The 18,453-nt window shown below is 66.5% G+C and carries 12 protein-coding genes and 1 riboswitch; of the genes, 4 read left to right on the top strand and 8 right to left on the bottom strand.

The window, feature by feature from the left end; all coding sequences use genetic code 11:
- From B3D50_RS05065 to B3D50_RS05045, 5 genes are all read right to left on the bottom strand, one after another.
- The coding region (locus B3D50_RS05065) for an ABC transporter ATP-binding protein (RefSeq protein ID WP_286949847.1) at positions 1 to 576 on the bottom strand (576 nt) is incomplete at its 3' end.
- Positions 573 to 1,556 carry a FecCD family ABC transporter permease gene (locus B3D50_RS05060; protein ID WP_286949846.1) on the bottom strand — a complete coding sequence of 328 codons (984 nt, stop codon included), beginning with the start codon at positions 1,554 to 1,556 and terminating at the stop codon, positions 573 to 575. The genes B3D50_RS05060 and B3D50_RS05065, both read right to left, overlap by 4 nt.
- Complete coding sequence (locus B3D50_RS05055; protein ID WP_286949845.1) at positions 1,553 to 2,404, bottom strand: ABC transporter substrate-binding protein; 852 nt, start codon at positions 2,402 to 2,404, stop codon at positions 1,553 to 1,555. Before B3D50_RS05055 ends, B3D50_RS05060 begins: the two co-directional genes overlap by 4 nt.
- Entirely contained in the window at positions 2,401 to 3,411 is a 1,011-nt protein-coding gene (gene cobD, locus B3D50_RS05050) for a threonine-phosphate decarboxylase CobD (RefSeq protein WP_286949844.1), read from the bottom strand. The genes B3D50_RS05055 and cobD overlap by 4 nt, the downstream gene beginning before the upstream one ends.
- Positions 3,412 to 3,415: 4 nt before the next feature.
- On the bottom strand, positions 3,416 to 5,374 hold the full coding sequence (locus B3D50_RS05045) for a TonB-dependent receptor plug domain-containing protein (RefSeq protein ID WP_286949843.1): 1,959 nt from the start codon (positions 5,372 to 5,374) through the stop codon (positions 3,416 to 3,418).
- 132 nt (positions 5,375 to 5,506) lie between these two features.
- Positions 5,507 to 5,715, bottom strand: a riboswitch (cobalamin riboswitch).
- 39 nt (positions 5,716 to 5,754) lie between these two features.
- On the opposite strand from B3D50_RS05045, the gene cobU reads away from it, so the two are divergent.
- From cobU to B3D50_RS05025, 4 genes are all read left to right on the top strand, one after another.
- On the top strand, positions 5,755 to 6,276 hold the full coding sequence (cobU, locus tag B3D50_RS05040; protein WP_286949841.1) for a bifunctional adenosylcobinamide kinase/adenosylcobinamide-phosphate guanylyltransferase: 522 nt from the start codon (positions 5,755 to 5,757) through the stop codon (positions 6,274 to 6,276).
- 424 nt (positions 6,277 to 6,700) lie between these two features.
- Complete coding sequence (locus B3D50_RS05035) at positions 6,701 to 7,171, top strand: hypothetical protein (protein ID WP_286949839.1); 471 nt, start codon at positions 6,701 to 6,703, stop codon at positions 7,169 to 7,171.
- 40 nt (positions 7,172 to 7,211) lie between these two features.
- A complete protein-coding gene (locus B3D50_RS05030; protein ID WP_286949837.1) occupies positions 7,212 to 9,041 on the top strand; it encodes a hypothetical protein in 1,830 nt (609 codons plus the stop codon).
- Between the two features lie 239 nt (positions 9,042 to 9,280).
- Complete coding sequence (locus tag B3D50_RS05025) at positions 9,281 to 13,906, top strand: hypothetical protein (RefSeq protein WP_286949836.1); 4,626 nt, start codon at positions 9,281 to 9,283, stop codon at positions 13,904 to 13,906.
- A gap of 172 nt (positions 13,907 to 14,078) precedes the next feature.
- Here B3D50_RS05025 and B3D50_RS05020 read toward each other — a convergent pair whose 3' ends face one another.
- The 3 genes from B3D50_RS05020 to B3D50_RS05010 all read right to left on the bottom strand — a co-directional run bounded on the left by B3D50_RS05020 (position 14,079) and on the right by B3D50_RS05010 (position 18,441).
- Positions 14,079 to 14,891 (bottom strand): hypothetical protein, encoded by an 813-nt coding sequence (locus B3D50_RS05020; RefSeq protein ID WP_313415040.1) that lies wholly within the window; start codon positions 14,889 to 14,891, stop codon positions 14,079 to 14,081.
- 61 nt (positions 14,892 to 14,952) lie between these two features.
- Positions 14,953 to 17,565 carry a TonB-dependent receptor gene (locus tag B3D50_RS05015; protein ID WP_286949834.1) on the bottom strand — a complete coding sequence of 871 codons (2,613 nt, stop codon included), beginning with the start codon at positions 17,563 to 17,565 and terminating at the stop codon, positions 14,953 to 14,955.
- 417 nt (positions 17,566 to 17,982) lie between these two features.
- On the bottom strand, positions 17,983 to 18,441 hold the full coding sequence (locus tag B3D50_RS05010) for a hypothetical protein (RefSeq protein WP_286949832.1): 459 nt from the start codon (positions 18,439 to 18,441) through the stop codon (positions 17,983 to 17,985).
- Positions 18,442 to 18,453: the final 12 nt, after the last annotated feature.

Raw genomic sequence — 18,453 nt, 5'->3', positions numbered from 1 at the left:
GACGCCCCGCCCCTCTTCATCCGCCAGCCGCCGGAACAGGTCGCAGGCGTCCAGCACATGACCCGGATCAAGGCCCGCCAGCGGCTCGTCCGCCAGCAGCCATTGCGGCTCTCCGGCCAGGGCGCGGGCGATCAGCACGCGCGCCCGCTCGCCGCCCGACAGGGTCGAGACGACGCGGTCGGCGAAGGCCTCCACCCCTGCCACCGCCATGGCGCGGGCCACGGCGGCGCGGTCGTCCGCCCTCAAGCCCCAGGCGCCGACGTAGGGCATGCGGCCCAGGCCGACGAAGGTCCGCCCCTCGACCGTCCAGGCGATCTCGGCGTTCTGGGGCAGGTAGGCGATGCGCCGTGAACGCGCGCGCGCAGGCAGGTCGCGCAATGCTCGGCCGTCCAGCGTCACCCGGCCCGCGTCGGGTGTCCGCAGGGCCGCCAGGCAGTCCAGCAGCGTCGACTTGCCCGCCCCGTTCGGTCCGACGACCGCCGTCACCAGCCCCGGCGCGAAGGCCGCGTCGACACCGTTCAGCACCGCATTGTCGCCCAGTCGGACGGACAGGGTCTCCGCGCTCAGGATGCTCATGCCAGCTTCCTTCTCATGCTGATCAGCAGGGCCAGAAAGAAGGGGCCGCCCAGGGCCGCCATGGCCACGCCCAGCTTGATCTCGGTCGAGGCGGGCGTCAGCCGCACCAGGATGTCCGCCGCCAGCGTCAACGCCGCCCCGCCCAGGGCCGAGGGCAGCAACAGGCCGCTGGGCCGGGCGCCGATCAGGGGCCGCAGCAGATGCGGCACGATCAGGCCGACGAAGCCGATCGACCCCGTCACCGCCACCGCCGAACCGACCGCCAGGGCCGCGCCCAGCGCCAGCATCATCCGCCCGACGTCCAGCCGCACCCCTAACGACCGCGCCCCCGCCTCGCCCAGCGTCAGGGCGTCCAGCGTCCGGCCTTGGGTCAACAGCAACAGACAGCCCAGGATCATGCCCGGCGCCGCCAGCCTCAGCTCGACCACGCTGCGGTCGGCCAGCGAGCCCATCAGCCAGTTGACGATCTCGTTCACCGCCCAGGGATTGGGCGCCAGGTTCAGCGCCAGGGCCACCCCCGCCCCCGCCATGGTCTGGATCACCACCCCGGCCAGGATGAAGGTGACGACGCTGCTGGTCGCCCCCGCCAAGGCCAGCAGCAACAGCACGCCGATCCCCGCCCCGATCATGGCCGCGACCGGCAGCACCCACGGCGCGCTGGCCGCCGCGCCCAGATAGAAGGTCAGCACCGCCCCCAGCGCCGCCATGGTCGAGACGCCCAGGATCGCCGGATCGGCCAGAGGATTGCGGGTGTAGCCCTGCAACGCCGCCCCGGTCAGACCCAGCACCGCCCCGACCATCAGGGCCAGCACCGTGCGCGGCAGGCGCAGCTCGAACAATATGGCCCAGACGGGATCGCCGCGCTGGCTCGCCCATTCGCTCCACGGAATCCAGACGCGGCCCGCGCTCATGCTGGCCACGGACAGGGCGACGATCAGGAGCAGAAGCCCGATCATCACCAGAGGACGCGGCAGGGTCATGTCAGGGCCTCCAGCGCCGTACGGCGCGCGCGCGCCAGGGCGGCGGCGGTCTGGATCAGCACCGGCCCGCCGCAATAGAGCAGCTTCTCTTCCAGTTGCGCCTGCACCATCCGGCCGGACAGGGACTTCAGCGCCGGATGGCGCATCACCCGGTCGGCCCAGGTCCGCGAGCCGCGCACCGGCACGCCGCTGAGCAGCACCTGGGGCGGGTCGGCCAGCAGGCGCTCGACCGGGACATTGCCCCATTTGCCCAGGCCGTAGCGGCCGGCGACGTTCTGAAACCCGGCGCGGGTCATCATCTCGTCCATCAGGGTGCCGCGCCCGGCGGCGAAACCGTTGGGCTGGTAGATCAGGGCCGTCAGCGGCGCCGATCCGGGCGGCGGGGCGGCGGCGGCGATGGCGGCCTCAATGCGGGCGATCAGGGCCTGGCCCCGCGCCGGACGACCGACCAGGCGGGCGACCTCGCGCACCTGGTCCAGGCTGGCGGCCACGCTGTCGGGCACCGAGAACAGTTCAGTCTGAATGTTCAGGCGGCCCAGGGCATTGCGGGTGGCCAGGGCGCTGTGACGGCTGGTCAGCACCAGATCGGGGCGCAGGGCGATGACCTCTTCCGCCGTCTCCCAGGTGAAGGGCAGGGTCTTGGCCACCTCGGAAATGGTCGAGCCGACCGGCTCACGCGCATAGTGGCTGAGGGCCGCGATCTGCCCCCGGTCGGCGACGTGGACCAGGATGGCGTCGAGGCAGGCGTTCAGCGACACCACGCGGCGCGGGGCGGCGTCGGCCGCAGCCGGTCCGGCGACCAGCATCGCCCCCACGCCCGCCAACGCCTGTCGCCGGCTCGCCCTCATCCGAAGGCCTCCAGCGCGCGTCGCAGTCGGGGAAAGTCGCGCTCGGCTGGAACGCCGAAGCGCAGGGCGTCGGGCGTGTGGTCGAACGGCCGGGTCAAAATTCCCGCGCGGCACAGGTGCTGGAACCAGCGTGCGGCGTGGGGCGTGCGCGTCATGCGAAACAGACTGGTCCCGCCGATGATCTGGAACCCCGCCCGCGCCAGCAGGTCGTCCAGCCGATCGGCCCGCTCGGCCAGGGCCGCCTCGGTCCGGCGCCGCCAGGCCTCGTCGGCGTAGGCGCCCAGCCCCAGCGCCAGGGCGTCCGCGCCGACCGGCCAGTCGCCCTGAAACGCGCGCAGACGCCGGATCAGCTCGGGCGCGGCCAGCATGAAGCCCAGCCGCACCCCGGCCAGACCATAGAATTTGCCGAACGAGCGCAGGACGATCAGCCCCGGCTCGGCCAGATCCGACACGCTGTCGCCTGGCGCGCATTCGATGAAGGACTCGTCCGCCACCAGCCAGCGCCCCGCCTTGGACCGCGCCCGCGCCATGGCGATCAGATCGGCACGCCGGATCAGGCGGCCGTCGGGATTGTTCGGATTGACGACGACCAGCACGCCCGCCTGCGAGGCCGCCGCCTGATCGGGCGCGATCAGGCGCGTCGCCACGCCCGCCGCCCGCCAGGCCTCGGCGTGAGCGCCGTAGGTCGGGCCGACGACCTCGACCGATCGCACGCCCAGCAGCAGGGGCAGCAGACGGATCGCCGCCTCGGCCCCCGCGACCGCCGCCGTCCGCTCAGGCGCAGCGCCGAAGGCGGCCGCGGCGACCGTCTCCAACGCCGCCAGGGCGGCGGGATCAGGCAGGCGGTTCAGCGCCTCCTCCGACGCCCGCGGTCCCCGCCACGGCTCGGGATTGATCCCCGTGGACAGGTCCAGCCAAGGCTGCGGCGCGTCGGGATAGGCGGCGGCGGCCGTCATCAGGCCGCCGCCGTGCCGGGTCGCCGTCGTCAGGAACGCGGCGTCCTTCATCACATCAGAACCGGACGCGAACGCCGCCGAACACGCCGCGGCCCGGCGCGCCGTAGTTCAGGACCGTCTGATAGTCCTCGTCGAAGGCGTTCTCGATCCGACCATAGACTTCGAGGGTGTCATTGATCGGATAGGAGGCGCGCAGATCGACCAGGGTGTAGGCGTCGACTGACGTCTTGTTCTCAACATCATTGAACGTCTCGCCGACATAGCGCACCGCCACGCCCGTCTTCAGACCGAAGGCGAAGGCGTAGTCGGCGGCGAAGTTCGCCATATGCTCGGGACGGCGCGTCAGACGCTTGCCGTCCGTGGCGCCCGAGGCGTTCTTGGCGTCGGTCCAGGTGTAGTTGGCGCTGACGTTCAGACGCTCCGTCACGTCCACGCGGCCGACCAGTTCGACGCCTTGCGCCTCGGTCTTCTGGACGTTGCGGTAATAGCCCCAACGGCCCGCGCCGTTGACGGTGCACAGCGGGTCCGTCGAGGGCGTCGAGCAGCCGTTGTAGCGGATCTCATTGTCTGCCTGGCGATTGAAGTAGGTCGCCGAGACGACGGCGCGGTCGAACAGGCGCTGCTCGACGCCGATCTCCCAGCTGTCGAACTCTTCGGGCTGAAGCGTCAGGTTGCCGTACTCGCTGTACAGCTCATACAGGCCCGGCGCGCGGAAGCCCTGGCCCCAGCTGGCGCGCACCACCGTACCGCCCTCGTTCAGGGCCCAGGCCGCCGCGACCTGGCCCAGCAGGTTGTCGCCATACTGGGCGTGATCGTCATAGCGCAGGCCGCCGGTCAGGGTCAGGCCGTCCAGCACCGTCCACTGCAGCTGACCATAGGCGCTGTTCAGTTCGGCCTCGCCGCGATCGAAGACCGGATTCGGCTTGGAATCGCTAGGCGACCGGGTCTTCATCTCGGACATCTCGTGTTCCAGCCCAAAGGTCGCGTTCAGCGCTTCGCTCACGGCGAAGGCGCCCTGATACTCCCAGCGACGGTTCTGGCCCTCGGCGTCGAGGGTCAGGGTCTGGACCTTGTTGTTCGGGTTGAAGTTGCGACGATCCGTGTCGGTGTGGGCGTAGCCGATGCGGTTGCGGAACCGGCCGTCCAGCAGGTCGAAGTTCAGGCCGGCGTAGGCGACCAGCTCCTGAGTTTTGTCGTATTCGCGGCTGTCGCCGTTGAAGGCGTCGAAGTCGTTGCGGCCGCTGGACCAGACCGAGCGCAGGTCCAGGGAGACCGCGTCCGTCACCTTGACGTTCAGGCGGCCCGACAGGCCGGTGTTGGTGTAGCCGTCGTCCTCGGTTCCCTTGGCGAAGGCCGAGAAGCCGTCGGTGTCATAGCGGCTGGCCGCCAGGCGCCAGCTGACGCGCTCGCCCGCGCCGCCGATCCCGCCGCGGAAATAGGTCGTGCCGCGCGCGCCGGCCTCGGCGTCGAGGCTGCCCTGCAGGGCTTCAGTCGGCTCGGCCGTGACGATGTTGACCACGCCGCCGATGGCCTGGCTGCCCCACAGGGTCGACTGGGCGCCGCGCAGCACCTCGATGCGCGCCGTGTCGCCGATCAGCAGATTGCCGAAATTGCTTCCGCCCTGCGTCGAGGACGGATCGTTCATCTTGACCCCGTCGATCAGGACGACGGTGTGGTGGCCTTCCGCCCCGCGGATGCGCAGGGTTGTCGCCGTGCCCGGCCCGCCGTTGCGGGTGAAGCTGACGCCAGGCGTCTGGGCCAGAAGCTCGACCACGACCGGGGTCTGGCGCGCCTCGATGGCGGCCTGGGTCAGGACGGCGACCGAGGCGCCGACGCGCTCGATCGGTTGTGCTGAACGGTTGGCGGTGACGACCACGTCCTCGACGGCGGTGGCGCCGGCGCGGCCCGCCACGTCGGGGGCGGCGGCCTGTTGATCGACGGTTTCGACGGCGAAGGCGGGGGCGGCGGCCAGGAGGCTGGCGGCGGCCAGGGTAGCGAATGCGGTCCGGTTCATTCCGGGTCTCCATATGACGACGCCGCGCCGGACCGCCCGTCGCCCGGATGAGCGAAGGCGGCCGCTGACGCGGCTGGTTTACGACTGTCGTCACACGAGTTGCCTCGACCGCCCGGCACATCCCGACCGCACGGAGAACGACGGCGACAGGCAGGTCTCCTGGCTCGCGGATCAAGGCCGGTGCGCGTCGCCTTCCCAGAAGTCGTTCAGGCCGTGGCCTTCCGGACCGCCAGTGGCGTATGACGCGCGGGCTAGCCGCTTACAGTTGCGGGAACAGCCGGAGTTTCACACTCCGTTCCCTTTCAATCCCCTTTCGGGGAACCTGACGCGACCGTGGCGATAGGACCGCGCGCCGTTCAGGTCAACCGGAGAGACGACGCATGACCCTGACGCTGGTTCTCGGCGGCGCCCGTTCCGGCAAGAGCAGCTACGCTCAAAGGCAGGCCGAACAGGCCGCCGAAGCGGCGGGCCGCCCGCCCCTCTTCATCGCCACCGCCGAGGCCTTCGACGACGAGATGCGCGACCGCATCGCCCGCCATCAGGCCGAACGCGGCCAGGGCTGGCGCCAGATCGAGGCACCGCTGGATCTGGCCGAGGCCGTGCGCGCCTTGTCAGCCGAGGACATCGCCGTCGTCGACTGCCTGACGCTGTGGCTCAGCAATCAGATGCTGGCCGAGCGCGACCTGGCCGCCGCCGTCGACGACCTAGCCCAAGCCCTGGCCGCCTGCCCCGCCACGCTGTGGGTGGTCAGCAACGAAGTCGGCTGGTCCCTGGTGCCCGACAATCCACTGGGCCGCCGCTTCCGCGACGAAGCCGGCCGCCTGAACCAGCGCATCGCCGCCGTCGCCGACGCGGCCTGCCTGATCGTGGCGGGCATGCGCCTGCCGCTGGAGCGGATCTGACCGCAACCGCCTAAGGCTCCAACTCGATGTCCCAGTAGAGGAAGCTGAAACCGCCTTATCCGCGCCGATAAGCTCCTGAGAGCATTGATTAAAATTGACATCTGCCAACCTGGCCGATGCCCGTGGTCACCATATGGTCACCACAGCGACGGAAATCGCAGCGATTTCCAGCACGCGATAGAGGCTACCAGAAACCAGCGGAAAAGTCGTCGCCAACGGCTGCAACGCGCCAGGAGGAGACGTTGGGATCGCTCCAGGAACCGGACCTTCAGCCGCCGGCCGTGAGCGGCGAAAACGACCCTTCGCGGATCTTGCCCACCGACACTAGCCGTTGCAGATCACCAAGACTGTGAGACTTCGTCTTACGGTGGTGTGGGGTGGCTCGAAGGGCGCGAAGTCGCGCCAACGGAGGTAGCTGTCAGGCATGGCGGAGGCGGCGACGCAATACGTCGTACAGTTCGAGGAGGGCTTTCCCCGTGCCGAGGTTGAAGCGCTCGGCGTGGAGTTGATGGCCGCTGGCATCCTCGCCCCAGGCTTCATTCCACCTTCGGCAGGGCTGTTGCAACTGGAGGCGATCGTCTACGCCAAGGACGAGCAAGGCTACGATACCGTCGTCCTGCCCGATAGAAATCTCGTTTCGCGAATGGCCCGCGTAGCGCGTGACGGCCACGCCGAGCTTAGGGATAAGACGACACGGAGCGCCGTAGCCCTGATGGCGTACTGCCAGGCCATGCAGGTCCTATTGGAACCCTCAATTGCCTTCCACGAATTGGGTTTTGTGTTGGGCAACAGCATCGGTCGAGAGGAGCTAGCTTGGTTCCGGGCCGCCGATCGGGGCGCGGTACTTGATTGGGTCCTTCTCGCGGCCGGCCCCCCGGAACGCCTACCCTCATGATCCATCGATTGCGCTGAAGGGAACTCAGACCCTCTTCCCGTTGAGCCGAGACTTCTGCCTGATCCTGACCAACCTCGAGTTCGCCCAGGAGCCCGGCGTCGCGCCGCTGGAGAAGCGGACCTTCGCTCGCAACTTCCGTCAGGCGATGGTAAAGGCCGACGCCTTCATCAGATCGCGATCGCTCGAGCGCCGGGACGTTCTCAAGATTAACGCGATCCTGAAGGCCAGAGCGGGACGCTACCTGGCGGCGGGCCGGGAGGATTGGCTCTACCCCGAGGATCACGTGCTCGCAGAATGGAGCGCGTTGGGTGAGCCTCTCCTGCCTCCCAAGGACGAGCTCTGGGGTTTCGGCGGAGAGATGTTCGCCAAGATGGAGGACGGTCGGGTCTTCTATCAGGACGCATTCGGTCGCACCGAGAAACCTCACGAGGCGCTGACCAAGGTTGCGGCCGACCGGCAGCCCACCGATGCGTGCGGGTGCGGGTCCGAATACGCCTATCGCCTCTGTTGCGCGACGCGACCGGTCCACCTTCGGCCAAGCTGGACGGCGCTCAGCATCCGCGAGCGCAACATGGCCCTCTTCAACGCCATCATGGACATCACGGGGTTCAACGAAGGCAAGACCTGGGATGAGGTCCGAGGCGCGATGACCGACGAGAAGATCGCCGAGCTCTACGGTGTGTTCGCCGCCTTCTGGCCGCTTGAGACGGATCTGCTGCAGCTCCTCCCGAAGCCCGATGGTCGTCCCCGGGCCGTCTACACCGGCCTCATCCATCCGGAGGCGATCAACCGCTACGTCGTGGGAATGGCTCCCTACTTCGGCGAAGTGATTATCCAGCACCCCTTCGTCCATGCCGGCACGGTCGCGAAGGAGTTCAGCCCCGTCGAACACCCTCGGGCGTACCGTCAGGAAGTTCTCAAAGCGCTTCTCACATTCCTGAAGCTCTTCCCGTTGGTGGATAGCGGCCTCGTCAACCTGGTGCCCGATCCCTGCTTCTTCGACTTCCACCTGCGCGATCAGATGATGCAGATGGCGCAAGCCCGTGCGGCGCGCCGACCGGCGATGGGTCCGAAGGATGATTTTGCCTTCCAAGTGATCGAGGCGGACGGGCGGCGCGCCATGATGATGATGCCCGCGGACGTCTTCGAGCGCCAACTAGATGACGGAATTCCGGGACTGGAAGACGTCAGCCGCGAGGATCTTCGCGAGGGGCTGGCCGAACTCAAATTGCGCGACCCGCTGGTCTCGCTTCAGCCGGATTCGATGCTGGAAGGCGTTGAGAACAGCATGCTCACGATGATGAGCCTGGCGCCGAATTTCGAGATGGCCATGTATCTGGCGCAAGCGACGGGTGCCGCCATCGTCACGGATTCTCCCGACCGATGGCGTGAGATTACCGAAGTCATGCTGCTGAAAGGCGAGCCGTCGCATGGCGGCTTGAACGCCTTGGGGCGCACCATGGAGAGCGAGACGTTCGCTTTCTTGGTCGAGCCCATGGACGTGCTCAGTCTAAGTGGGGGGAAAGAAGCGTCGGTCTATCATGAGCTGTTCGCCAAGGCGTTCCGCTACCTACAAACCCGCGCGACTAAAGGCCCTAAGCCAAACGTCGAGTCCTCGATCGCCGCTCAGTTCACACGCTCACATGTCACTGGGCAAAAGGTGATCGCGAAGGTCGGTCATGAGTCTTTGTCCGCCAAGATCCAAGCAGCTCTGCCAGCCCAAGGCATTCAGGATCACACGATCAATCGCCTTCTGCTAATGTCCAGTTCGGAGCACCACCTGTCGAGCGTTCCGATGGCGTTCTTCATCCGCAGCGCAGACGCTGCGGCGATCAATCCGGTTCCGGCGCGACTTCCCGGACTTTCGTAGGCCGGCGCCGGTGCAAGGGTGACTTTGGCCAGCATTCGTTCCCACGTATGGGCCTAGGTAACTTCAGGCGGGCGGAAGTCGACTGGCTTGAACCATAAAGTGCCGCTGACGTAAACGGCGGCAGACCTGCATACTATGTCGGTCGCGCTATCGGCACAGGCAAGTCTATCATGCTGATTGCTCCCCCGGCTCCAAGAGGAGACCGCGACCAGGTCTCCCTAGCGATTGAGGAACGACGCATGGCCAAGCCATCCGCCCACACCACGGCGCTCGCCGATCTGATGGCCGCCTTGCTCGCACTCAAGCCAGCCGGCGCGAAGGGTTTCGAGGGCCTTCTAGCGAAGGTGTTGTCGGCGGCGTCCGGGCGCCCATTCCGCTTGGCCAAGTCCGGGCTGCAGAACGGGAAGGACGGCGCCACGTCAGCTCGAGACGGTCAGATCGCATTTGAAGCCAAGCTCTACACCGGCAAACTCCCTGACAATGAGGTGCTCACTAAGATCACGCGGCTGATCGATGCATCGACGCCGCCGGACGTCTGGTTTTTGGGTGCCACCGTAGAGGTCAGCACTCAACTCTTGGACCCCATGGAGGGGGCGGCCAAAAAGAACGGCGTTGCCGTTGAGGTCCTTGACTGGCCGGCGACGTCATCGGTGCCGCCGCTCGCCGTCGCCTGCGCGGCAGCCGCCAAGGAGGCTGGCACCTTTCTGACCAGCCATCTCGCCGACGCCGTGATGGCGAAAAAGGCGCGCCTCGCGTTGGAGGTCCTAGCCAAGTCCGACGCGTTCGAGGCGCCGATTGCGGCGTTCAAGGTTAGCTTGCAGGCGGCGTCGATGGGCATGGCCAACGCCGTTATGGCCAACCAAACTTGGCTGGACGACAAGTTCTCGGACCGCGCTCGGGCCCGGGCGGCCTTCGGCCAGGCGATTTCGCCCAAGGCGAACGCGGCCATGGCGCACCGGCCGCGTGACAGTCTGACGGCCTCGCTGAGGACCGAAATCATCGCGTCACCGAGCAGACGCGTGCTCGCCGTCGTTGGCGGCGAAGGTCAGGGCAAAACTTGGCTGGTGGCCGACAGCTGGCTGCAGCTGACGCGGCGGCCTCTGGCGCTGTTCGTGTCGGCCGGCGACATGCGCACAGCGGCCGCCTACGGCGAGTTCAGCTATTTCCTGATCAATAAGATCATGGAGCAGACCGGCGACGACGACACGGATCTGACCCGCAATCGCTGGAAGACGCGATTGAAGCGCTGGAAAAACGCGCCGAGCGAAGATGGTCCGCGCTTCCTGGTCTGTGTCGACGGTCTAAACCAGCAGCCCCGCTTTGAATGGCCGCGTTGGCTCGACGACGCGGCCGCGCAAGTGGCCGACATGGGCGGCGCGCTCGTCATCACCGTACGCCGAACCTTCTTCGATGAGCGGCTGAGGCGTAGCCTGAACACCGACATCAAGGTGATTGACGTCCCTGAGTGGACTAAGGCGGAGCTGGACGAAACCCTGAAGGAAAGGGGGATCGATCCAACCAAAGTTGCGCCCGACGTCCATGCACGGCTCCGCAATCCCCGGATCCTCGCGATCGCGTTCGAACTCCTCGACAACGCCCAGATCCAGAACTTCACCGAGCTCAGCGTCGAGCGACTGCTGTTCGAACATATCCGAACAGGGGCCCGCGACGGCGAGACGCCGGAGACGGCAGAGCAGTTCGCCCGACGTCTATCGTTGCACGCGAAGGAAATCCTCGAACGCGTGAAGAGCCAGCACACCGAAGATCGGCTGATCTTCGATCAGATGGCCGGCAGAGCGGCACCCTACATCCTCACCCCCGATCTCATGGCAGTGACGACCGAACACTTCTTCAAGCCGGTCGAGGGCGAGGCGGGCCTGTACAGCCTGTCAGACACCGGACTGACGCTGGCGCTCGGTCTGGCGCTGCTCAGCGCACTGCGCGCCGCGGACAGAAACGGGAGGGATGCGGCGGAGGAGCTCGAGCGGGTGCTGGAGCCTGTCGCGGCGCTGGATAAGACCGCAGAGGCCGTTCTGGCCGCCGCCATGGCGGCGAGCGTGGATGAAACCTGTCCGAACACGATCCGATCGGCGCTCATGGTCGGCTTCCTCACCCTCCAGAATATCGGCGACGAGCTCTACGACCCCTTCCGGAGCATCGTGCGGAACGCACCGGAAGCGGCGCTCCTGGCGCTTCAGGACGCCGTCACGACGTCGCGCCATATCGCGCACGCCGACTGGTTGTCCGCGGCCCTCCGCGAAGTTCGCGAGGTGGAACGGTGCTGGGACGTCATCGCGCGGTATGCGATCGAATGGCTGCGGTCCTACAGCCTCGCGCCCGAGGTCGGCCTGATGTTCTCGGCCAGACATGAGGGGGCCGAGGTCTACGCTAAGAAGCTCGCCGAGCAGACGAAGAAGTTGAAAAAGCGGCTCAAGGGCCTGTCGCCCGCGGAAAAGATGTTCCTCGAGAAGAAGATGCACCGTATCGATGGGGACCCGTCCGAGCTGCAGCGCGAAGCGCTGGAACTCATCGCAGGACGCGCGCTGGCACCGTTCGCTGAAGCCCTTGTGGCCTGCGCCTACTCCATGGCGCTGAACTCGAGCTACAACGATCCCCACGATCAGTTCCTTGCCCTAGTGCGATTCAATCGGATCGACTGGCTTGACGCCAAGGGAGAGATGATCGCGGCGTCTGACGTCCTCGTTGACCCTGGGGCGTCCTCCACCGCGCGCTGGGCGCGCGTGCAGCTGCTTCGGGCGCTCAGCCGGGAAGCGGATGCTGAGCAGGCAAAGGCCTTGGTTGAAGAACTGACGGTTGACCGAACGCACTTCCCCGGATGGCGGCTTGTCGAGAAATACTGCGCCTCCGATCCCTGCGATCCCGATGCGACGCAGCCGGACAACATCGCCGAGACCGCGGTCGGCTATGCGGACTTGGATGTCGCGGAGCTGACCAAGAGCCGATCGATGGGGAGCGAGGACCACTTCTTCAGGGACGCTCGCCCGGGTCTCGCGCGCTTCATGCCTGGGGTCGCCGTCGCTAAGCTGCGGGAGTACGCCAACGCAGTGCTCGACGGATCGACCAAGATGCAGCGGCTCGGGATCACCGGACTGGAGGCGGACAGCGCGGCGCTGCATGCGGAGACCGCGTCCCGGTTCTTGAAGATGGCGGCCGACCTGAGCTCGCCGCGGGACCCCGAGGACGCCCAGTCCCGCGAGAACTGGGTGAGCGCCCAGTATTCGCTCCAGATTGGCCTGCCCCATTTTGACGGCGACGCCCAGATCGACGCTCTGACCGCCCTGCCTCCGCATGGACCGCCTCTAATCAAGCTGGCCGAGGTGGTTCGGCCCGCCTCGCCTGAAAAGCTTGAGGCGGCCTTGGAGAAGGCGCTGACGTCGAACGACATCAATCGGCAGCTAGTCGCGCTCGTCATCGCCCGGAGTTCAGGGTCGAGGTTGACCGCGCGGGCTCGGGAGATCATCGGCGATCTCGCGGTCGGTGACCATGACTCGGTCCGCGCCATAGCCATGGACGTCATCGCCCACCTCGACGACGAGGCCTTGATCCGTCGGGTCGTCGACAGCGGGTGGCCCAAGGTCGATATCGACGCCCGGGATAACAAGTTCGAGGTTTGGTACGGCTCGCTCGTGATGATCGCTGCCGCGAAGCTTGGACTGATCACCCACGAAGCCCTCCTCGACAAGACGACATCCGAGCTGTGGGGGCATGCGGCGGACATGGTCGGACCGGAGCTTGGCCAGCTGGTGACCGGGCGCCTGCGTCTAGCCATCGCCGCAACGCTGGAGCTCGAGCTGGACTTTACCCCGCCGGTCGTCCTGCAAAAGGTCCCCCCGGTGTTGAAGCCCGGCCTGTTCGAACTGGTCGAACCTAAACCCGCGTCCGGCTTCGAGGGCCTCGTCGCGCGGCTGAACGAGACCGACGAGGAGTTCGAAGCGCGACAGAAGTCCGGCTGGGCGAACTTCGAGACGTTTCAGGCGGCGCTGACGCCGGAGCAGGCGAGGATCATGGTCGAGGACGTCGGCTCCGCCGGCGTAGACGCGCTGATCGCTGCCTCGCCGTCAGACGCTCGCGCCCTGGCGACGACGCTGCTTGGTTTGGAGCGGCGTAAGCGGAACCAAGTGGCCAACTTCGCCATGCGTCTCGCCAAAGGTCTGTCGAAAGATGAACCCGCCCTGGCGGCCGGCCTTTTTCGAGCCATGGCTGGAGAGACCGGCATTGTTCGTCTGACCTTCGGTCCCGCCGCTCTGTCACTAGAGTCGCTCTCGGTCTGGGGGTCTGCGGCGGGCGTGGAGATGGACGCCCTACGCACGGCCCGGCTGGACGACGCCGTTTCCGACGACGGTTTGGCCAAGGAGGTCCTAGCTGCCTTGGTCTCCGATCAGATGGCGTTCCTGGATCGGTATGCTCGCGTGAAGCTGCAAAGCCCTGTGCCCGCCGATCAGGCCCGGGCGCTCATGGTGCTCGGTTTCGGGCTCGAAAGCCCGTTGGCGACGCAGGAGCTGTCGCGCCCGACCATCAACGAAGGCCTGATCTCTAAGGCGAGAGAAGCGGCTTTCTACGCCTACGAGCGAAATCGGTGGGCCAGGATCTGGTTCGAGAAGATGGCCGCCGCCGACGACCCCGCCGACTACTGGCGCTACAGCGTCCTGTTCAACAAGATCGTCGACGGGCGGTTCGAACTTTGGGAGCCCGAGGCTCCTCGCACCGGAGCCGCGATCGGACCGTTCGGCTTTACGCTTATCGACGACGTTCGGCGTCGCTCAGGCCGCTGGGTCTCGCGTCGGAAGAAGACGCTGTGCGGTGACAAGACCCCGAGCGTGATCTTCAGCTTGTTGGAGACCTGATCGGCGCGCGCTGACCTGCCGGCACCGGCTGACGCCCATCCTTAGGAGCCCCCCAGACAGCGGACGCGCTGAACGTCCGCTATGAGTCAGGAACTGTCATTGCCTTCGATGTCTCCGCGAATGGCTGAAGCTGACTCTTGGCGGACGTTCACGACGTCTGCTTGCGGCCCGGTCAATTCGCATCGGGTGCCTTCATGGCGAGGATTTCGCGTGTGCGGCGGGTGATGCCGTAGAGCATGCCTGGGGCGCTTTCGTCCCAGTCGATCGCCTGACCTTCGGCCTCCATGCCTAGCGTCTCGATATGATCAACGACGCCGCCGCCGTCGGGAATGGCGACGACATAGAGTTCGGGGTGGTCATGGCCGCTAAGGTAGAGGCGGCCGCCGGGACCCCATCCGCCGCCGGAAATGCTCATCGGCGCGATCCGCTCCAGGATGGACATGGGGAGGGCCCAGCTTTCGGTGCGCCGCCACTGATCATCGAAGCGGACCAGGGTGGTGTGGCGGTGGTCGCGCGGGGCCTCGCCGCCGCGCCCGTCATAGTTGGCGAACATGCCCCACCAGGCGCCGTCGTGACGCTCGATCCAGGTCAGGGAGCCGGTGCCCAAACCGAGAGCGACGCTGCGGACGTGACGCAGGTCCTGCGGATCGAAGACCTCGACCGTGCTGACGTGCGGCGTGCCGGGGAAGTTGGAGGCGGCGCAGACCAGTTCGGCGGCTATCAGCGTGCAGGAGTTGATGTGGGGGAAGCGCTTGGGATCGCCCGACCACGCGGCCTTCTTTTCGCCGGTCGCCTTGTCGTAACGGGTCAGGGACCAGTTGGAGACGGCGTAGACGTCGTTAGGACCGACGGCGACGCCTTGGCGCGCGTCGGACGGATAGCGGCGAACGGTCGCCAGTCGTCCGGCGAGGACGGGCGCCGACGGCTGGGCCTCAGGCGCCTGGGAGACGGACAGGGCGAGGGCGGCGAGGGCGGCGGTCAGCATGGCGGAGCTTTCAGACAGAAGAGCCGCCTTCCCGATCGGAAAGGCGGCTTGAGAGGCAGGATCAGAAACTGGCGGACAGGCCGATCCAGAAGGTGCGGCCGTATTCGGCGGATTCTTGCAGGTAGCCCTGGTTTGGGCCGGTCACTTCGCGACGACCGGCGTCGTTCAGGTTCTGCCCTTCGACAAAGACCGTCATGCCGTTGTCGAAACGCCAGCTGATCGAGGCGTCATACAGGTGACGGCCTTTCCAGTACTGATCGGCGTTGGGGATGGAGTCGTTGATCGTCTCCAGGAAGCCGCCGACGTAGTTGTGCGATATCCGCGCTTCCAGCGGCCCGCGCTGATAATAGATGGAGGCGTTGGTGGTGGTGTCCGGTTGCTGAAACAGGCCGGTGTGGCGCTCGCCCGCCGAGGTCAGGAAGGTGAACTCCGTGTCCAGGAAGGTGGCGTTGGCGCTGACGCCGAAGCCGTTGAACGGCGCCGGCAGCATGGTCAGGGCTTGCTGGAAGCCCAGTTCGATCCCGCGGATTTCGGCCGACTGGGCGTTCATCGGAGTGGAGACCAGCACGTCCTCCTTGCCCCGACCCACGTCCATGCGCTGCACCGAGCTGAGGGTGAAGATCTCGTTGTCGATCGACTTGGTGAAGACCGCCACCGAGATCAGGCCGTCCGTCGGATAGTATTCGAACGACAGGTCGAAGCCCTCGCTCTCGCGCGGCTCCAGATTGGGGTTGCCGCGCGACAGGGTCGGCTGCGAGCCGTCGAAGCTCAGGCTCTCGCTGGCGGCCAGGGAGCCGAAGTCCGGACGGCCGATGGTGTTGGTCCAGGCGGCGCGCACCACCATGTCCTCGCGCACGTCCCAGCGCAGGTGGACGCTGGGCAGCCAGTTCTCATAGCCGCCCTCGTTGTGCGCCGGTGTCAGGACGCCGCCGGTGTTGCGGACGGCCTGGGACTCCACCTCGGTCTTCTCGTAGCGCAGCCCGCCCAGGACGGTGACGTCGCCCATCCGATAGCTGGCCTGGCCATAGGCGGCGTAGACGTCCTCGGTCACGTCATAGTCGCCGGTCGGCAGTGCGGTCGTGGCGATGAAGCGGTCGCGGTTGGCCTCAAAGAAGCTTTCGGCCAGACCGGCGTCGATGCGGGCGCCCAGGTCATAGCGGCCCTGGATCAGCTCGCTGGGGCCGCCCACGTCCACCTCGTCGAAGGTGAAGGCGAAGCCGGGCGCGGTTTTGTAGTCGGTGCGGCTGCTGGCGTGGGAACGGTCGCTGGAGCGGATCAGGCCGCCGAACTTCATCGTCAGGTTCCGCTCATGGCCGCCGTCGTCGAAGGCGGCGTTGAAGCGGGCCTGCACCGTGTCTTCATCGCTGGTGGTCAGGGACACGCGGCGCTGTTGCAGGTTGTAGAGCGAGGCGTCGCGAAAAGCGGCCGGATCGGTCGGCGTGAAGACCGGGAAGAAGTCCGACGTATCGTAGCTGAATCCGAAGTCGGAATGGACCGCCGTGCGGAACCCATACGAGGTGTTCGGCGTCTCCAGCGAGGCCTTGGAGTAGGAAAGGTCGCCGTCCAGCGTCCACTGGCTGGTGGCGTCCCACTGGAATCCGCTGCGGACCAGGCCGATCTCGCGCTGGGTGATCGGCTGGTTCAGGCCGACGAGGTTGCGTCCGGTCGCGAAGACGCCCGAAGTCTGCGTCTGGTTCGAGACGTTGCCGTTCGGCTCGGCGCGGAACTCGATGCGCTCCTCATCGTCCTCCATGCTGGCCCACAGGGCCGAGGCTTCCCAGCGGAAGGTGTTGGACGGGCGCCATTCCAGCTTGCCGTTCAGGCCTGAGCGCTGCTTGGTGTTGTTATACCAGAACAGGCGGTTCTGGGTCGGCACCTGGATGCCGTTGCCGGTCGCCGAGCCGGAGTCCACCGGCTTGCCGTCGGCATCGTATTCACGCACCGAGGGGGCGGCGACCTCGACCTGCGGAATGTCGTAGTCGAGCTGTTCGTGCGAGGCGCCGAACACCACGCCCCATTGGTCATTGGCGCCGAAGCGGCGACCAGTGGCGAAGCTCAGGCGATAGGACGGATCGTCGTTTCGCACGTCGCCGCTGCGCTCATAGACGCCGTAGGAGGCCATGCCGTCGAAGAAGGGGCCCTTGCGGTCGAAGGCGCTGCGGGTTCGTACATTGATGACGCCGCCGATGGCGTTGGCGTCATTCTCGGGCGTCACTGTCTTGATGACCTCCAGGCGGCCGGCCATGACCGATGGGACGATGTCCATCGGCACGGTGCGGGCGCTTTCGTCGACCGAGCCGACGAAGGCGCCGTCGATGGTGGTGCGGTTATAGGTCGAGGCCAGACCGCGCAGGATCGGCCAGCGCGGCTCGCCCTGGTCTTCCATGATCGACACGCCGGGGATGCGGCGCAGGGCAGCGGCGGTGTTGTGGTCCGGCAGCTTGCCGATGTCGTCCGAGGACACGGCGTCCATGACCTCGAACTGGCGGCGCTTGACGGCGATGGCGGCGCGCTGGGCTTCACGCTGGCCGGTGACGACGATCTCGCTGACTACGGTGGCGGCCTCGGCCGGGGCGTCCTGGGCGAGCGCCACAGCGGGCGATCCGAGGACGGGCGCGCAAAGCGCGGTGCTCGCCAACAGCCAGGCTGCGGCGCGACGAGAGGCGGTGGTCATGAAGGAATCCCCGGAAGCGTTACCAATGGCCGGGGCTAGACCGTTACCAAGAAGGACAAGTTTCAGAACGGCTGTTGTTCTGCAGCATTTCGACCAAGGACGTGTGATAACTTGTCCGGAACCGGAGTCTACGGCGAGACACGCATCTACTTGTAGGCGCGACTGTCAGCTTTGCGCGCAGTTGCCAATGACCCGAGCTGGCGCTGAGGAGATGCCAAGAGCGTAGACTGGCAACTGACACAGGGAGGCGACCTTAATGGAGGTTGGCCATGCGCCAGTCTGACCTGTTCATGCAACCCAAGCGGCCGTGGAATGCTGGCCGTCTCATCGGTCCCAAGGCGCCGCTCAAGCCGAAGCACATCTGGGCAATTCGACAGCAGTTGAAGGTCGCGAGGAGGGTGCGCGAGCTTGCGATGTTCAACTGCGCCCTGGACTCCAAGCTGCGGGCCTGTGACCTAGTTCGGCTCCGGGTTCACGCCACTTAGCCTTTGAGTAGAGGTTTTGGTTCGACCGATGTTGGATCAGGCGGTTTTGGATATGGCTGACGATTAGAAGAGCTGGATCATCCCATATCACTTTCCCGGCCGCTGGCTCGGGCGTGTAGACCCGCATAGGTTCGAGGTAATCGAGCATCATCAGGTGCGGACGGTGAGGGTCGACGCAGACGCGACGCGATTCGAACTGCGCAGCCTTCGCGGCCACGGCGTCTGACAAGATGACCACCGGATAGACTGCCCACTGGCTCTCGATCCCATAGGCTTCGTTCATGGCGGGTCCGAAGGTCATCGACCCTTCGTGATGAATGGAGCCAAGAGACACACCGCCCCGAATCAAGATGTCTTTCTGGAGCAGGTTGCGGGCAATTTGTCCTATCATGCTCCGCAAACC

This window comes from Brevundimonas sp. UBA7507 (assembly GCF_002478355.1).
Lineage (GTDB): Bacteria > Pseudomonadota > Alphaproteobacteria > Caulobacterales > Caulobacteraceae > Brevundimonas > Brevundimonas diminuta_D.
Note: the sequence above shows the minus strand (reverse complement) of the source record. Positions and strands in the feature narration are given on the sequence as shown.

Coding starts and splice junctions, on each gene's coding strand:
- B3D50_RS05060 (WP_286949846.1), bottom strand. CDS start 1,556: ATGACCCTGCCGCGTCCTCTGGTGATGATCGGGCTTCTGCTCCTGATC.
- B3D50_RS05055 (WP_286949845.1), bottom strand. CDS start 2,404: ATGAGGGCGAGCCGGCGACAGGCGTTGGCGGGCGTGGGGGCGATGCTG.
- cobD (WP_286949844.1), bottom strand. CDS start 3,411: ATGAAGGACGCCGCGTTCCTGACGACGGCGACCCGGCACGGCGGCGGC.
- B3D50_RS05045 (WP_286949843.1), bottom strand. CDS start 5,374: ATGAACCGGACCGCATTCGCTACCCTGGCCGCCGCCAGCCTCCTGGCC.
- cobU (WP_286949841.1), top strand. CDS start 5,755: ATGACCCTGACGCTGGTTCTCGGCGGCGCCCGTTCCGGCAAGAGCAGC.
- B3D50_RS05035 (WP_286949839.1), top strand. CDS start 6,701: ATGGCGGAGGCGGCGACGCAATACGTCGTACAGTTCGAGGAGGGCTTT.
- B3D50_RS05025 (WP_286949836.1), top strand. CDS start 9,281: ATGGCCAAGCCATCCGCCCACACCACGGCGCTCGCCGATCTGATGGCC.
- B3D50_RS05020 (WP_313415040.1), bottom strand. CDS start 14,891: ATGCTGACCGCCGCCCTCGCCGCCCTCGCCCTGTCCGTCTCCCAGGCG.
- B3D50_RS05015 (WP_286949834.1), bottom strand. CDS start 17,565: ATGACCACCGCCTCTCGTCGCGCCGCAGCCTGGCTGTTGGCGAGCACC.
- B3D50_RS05010 (WP_286949832.1), bottom strand. CDS start 18,441: ATGATAGGACAAATTGCCCGCAACCTGCTCCAGAAAGACATCTTGATT.